The sequence below is a fragment of the Gemmatimonadales bacterium genome (assembly GCA_030697825.1).
Lineage (GTDB): Bacteria > Gemmatimonadota > Gemmatimonadetes > Gemmatimonadales > JACORV01 > JACORV01.
Genome location: JAUYOW010000217.1, coordinates 1 through 3,113 on the forward strand (window position 1 = coordinate 1; position 3,113 = coordinate 3,113).

4 protein-coding genes are annotated in these 3,113 nt (G+C 70.1%); all 4 read left to right on the top strand.

Features of this window, described 5'->3' with window-relative positions; all coding sequences use genetic code 11:
* Positions 1–192 precede the first annotated feature (192 nt).
* From trxA to Q8Q85_11535, 4 genes are read left to right on the top strand one after another with little or no spacing between them, the layout of a single operon-like run.
* On the top strand, positions 193–525 hold the full coding sequence (trxA, locus tag Q8Q85_11520; GenBank protein MDP3774884.1) for a thioredoxin: 333 nt from the start codon (positions 193–195) through the stop codon (positions 523–525).
* The gene (locus tag Q8Q85_11525) at positions 525–1,541 is read left to right on the top strand and encodes a hypothetical protein (protein ID MDP3774885.1); all 1,017 of its coding nucleotides are present in this window, start codon (positions 525–527) and stop codon (positions 1,539–1,541) included. The genes trxA and Q8Q85_11525 overlap by 1 nt, the downstream gene beginning before the upstream one ends.
* A 17-nt stretch (positions 1,542–1,558) precedes the next feature.
* Positions 1,559–2,371 (top strand): 16S rRNA (cytidine(1402)-2'-O)-methyltransferase, encoded by an 813-nt coding sequence (gene rsmI / locus Q8Q85_11530; protein ID MDP3774886.1) that lies wholly within the window; start codon positions 1,559–1,561, stop codon positions 2,369–2,371.
* Positions 2,368–2,985, top strand: a complete 618-nt coding sequence (locus Q8Q85_11535; GenBank protein MDP3774887.1) for a DUF4159 domain-containing protein — start codon at positions 2,368–2,370, stop codon at positions 2,983–2,985. Before rsmI ends, Q8Q85_11535 begins: the two co-directional genes overlap by 4 nt.
* Positions 2,986–3,113 lie beyond the last annotated feature (128 nt).

Consider the following 3,113-nt stretch of genomic DNA (forward strand, 5'->3'; position numbering starts at 1 on the left):
GCGCGAGCGATACGACGGTGGCGCCGTCCGCTGTTTCCGCGGGCCGCGGCTCGAGGCCGAGGACGTCGCGGTAGAAGGCGAGCGCTTCCTCGAGGTCCCGGACGGCGATGCCGACGTGCGCGAGGCGCGCGCTCGCGGCGCCCGCGAGTTTGGGTGAGAGCACGCACACATTCTAACGTGGGGCAGCAAGCCATGGCAGGGTCGCAAGCGACGGCAGTGAACGACGGCACGTTCCAGCAGGAGGTCGAGCAATACGGCGGCCTCGTGGTGGTGGACTTCTGGGCGGAGTGGTGCGGCCCGTGCCGGATCATCGCGCCGATGCTCGAGCAGTTGTCGTCCGAGTACGCCGATCAGGGCCTCAAGGTCGTCAAGGTGGACGTGGACGTGAACGTCCAGACGGCCATGCGGTTCAATGTCCGTTCCATCCCGGCGCTGCTATTCTTCAAGAACGGCAAGCACGTGGACACCGTGATAGGTGCCGTGCCCAAGGCGCATCTGGCGGGGAAGATCACCCAGCACCTCTGATGCGGGCGTCGACCGCGGTCCTCATCGACACCTCCATCCGGCTATGGGATCTGGACTTTCCCCGGAGCCAGGTGCTGCTCGCCCGCACCCGCTCGGCCTACGTGCACATCGACAATCTCATCGCCTTCAGCAAGCGCGACCGCGACGGCAAGGTGGATGCCTACCTCGCCGTCTACCTCCCTGACGAGCTGGCCCTCCTCTTCTTCTTGGGCGGCGACCTGGTGAACGCGGCGATGCTCACGCCGGTCGGGCGATTCCAGGCTTCGATCGCCGAAGCCATGCGCCACATCCGAGCCGAGCCGGAGCGCGCCGAGATCGCCTTCCACTCCGCCCCGCGCGAGCAGCTCGCGGCGATGTACGCTACCTGCGCTCAGGCGCCGATCGATATGGGGCTCGACGCCTCCAGCCCCGAATCGCTCTTCAGGGTGCTGTTCGAGCGGCGATGGACCGGGCTCCTGGAGCTGATCTCCAACGGGCGCGTCAACTATCTCCAGGTCCGGGAGGGGCGCTTCTCGTCCGGGCTCTTCGCCGGCCGGCGTGAGGACGAGGCGCCGACCGCGTACGTCAGCCGGCTCTTTACCGGCGGCCCCGGCGAGCCGACGCCGCGCGTGGTCGCGAAGGCCTACGCCGAAATGGCGGCGCTCCCGCTCCAGGCACCGCCGGCGATGGTCGCGATGTTCCGCCGCTTCGTCTGGGACCTCGCCGAGCTGGCAGAGATCGAGATGCCCGGCGACGCCGGGAAGCGGGCGGAGCGGGCGCGTACGCGGCTCATCGCCGAGCACGAGGTGCTGAAGTCCGTGGGCGGGCCGCGCGGCTCGGACGTCGCCGACCCGATCGCCGAACCGTCGGTCATCGCGGACGGCGTGGCAGCCTGGGCGCGCGATTTCCTGAACGAGCTCGAGGTGGTGCACCCGCAGATCGCGCCCCGGCTCCTCAAGGACGCCGCGCGCGAGCACCGCTTCGCGCTCTCCGCGGTCGGGTTCTTCGACCGGCTCCCGTGGCGCATCCAGTGGTGAGGGCGGGCAGGCTCTTCATGGTGAGCACCCCCATCGGTCACCTGGGGGATTTTTCTTTTCGAGGGGTCGAAGTGCTGCGGCAGGTGGCGCTGATCGCGGCCGAGGACACCCGGCACACCCGGCGCCTGCTCACCCACTACGAGATAACGGCGAGGCTCATCAGCATCCACGCGCATACGAGAGTGGAGGAGATCGAACGGCTGCTGGACCGGGTCGAGCGCGGTGAGGACGTCGCCTACGTCACGGACGCCGGGACGCCGGGAGTGTCGGATCCCGGCGGCCTGATCGCGGAACGGGCGCACCGGCGCGGCATCACGGTGGTGCCGGTGCCGGGACCCGCGGCGGTCCTCGCAGCCTTGACCGCGGCGGGTTTTCCCGCGGACCGTTTCCTCTTTCTGGGCTTCCTCCCCCGGCGTGGCACCGGGCGCGCCGAGCTGCTGGAGCAGATCGCCGCTTCGGCGTGGACTTGCGTGTGCTACGAGGCGCCCGGCCGGACGGCGGCGCTGTTGCGCGACCTCGCCGCGCGATGCGGGGACTCCCGTGCGGCCGCCGTCGCGCGGGAGCTCACCAAGATCCACGAGGAGGTGCGCCGGGGAACGTTGGGCGAGCTGGCCGCGTACTACGAAGCACACCCCCCGCGCGGCGAGGTCACTGTCGTCGTTGGCGCGCGACCCCGACAGGAGGTTGTCGCCGCGGAGCCCGCTCCCGACGCCGATCACCTGGTGGCCGAGCTCAGGGGGAGCGGCCCTCCGGCCGCGGTCGCCAAGGAGCTGGCCAAACGACTCCGCATCTCGCGCCAGGAAGCTTACCGGCTGCTGACCCGCGCATGAGCACGGGCGGGGTCGGCGCGCTCACCATCGGCCGGCTGCACTACGACGGCGGCGGTGACTGGTACGCCAATCCGTCGAGTCTCCCCAACCTGCTCCGGGAGGTTCGGGAGCGCACCACGCTGCGCACCACGGAGCGCGAGCGCGCCGTTCGCCTGACGGACCCGGGACTCTGGGGGGTCCCTTACCTCTATATGACGGGGCACGGGAACGTGCTGTTCTCTCCGGACGACGTCAGGATCCTGCGGCGTCACGTCGAGACCGGCGGCTTCCTGCACGCGGACGACAATTACGGCATGGATGCGTCGTTCCGGCGCGAGATCGCGAAAGTGTTCCCGGACCGGCCGATGGCCGATGTCCCGCTCTCGCACCCGGTCTATCATCTAGTGTACGAGTTCCCGGCCGGCATCCCGAAGATCCACGAGCACGACGGTCGGCCGGCGCAGGGGCTCAGTATCTTTCTGGGGGGGAGGCTCGCGGTCTACTATTCCTATCAGTCCGACCTCGGTGACGGCTGGGAGGATCCGGACGTCCACCATGATCCCGCGCCGGTCCGGGAGCAAGCGATTCGCATGGGTGTGAACCTCTTCGCGTACGCGGTCAGCGCGTCGGCATGAGCGGCGCGGTCTTGGGGCTCGCCTCGGTGCGGCGCGCACTCGCGACGCGGCGCGCGCTCGCGCTGGTACTGGGCGCCGCGCTGGCGCTGGCGGCGGCGGGCGCGGCGCTCGCGGCCCGGCTCGGGCTG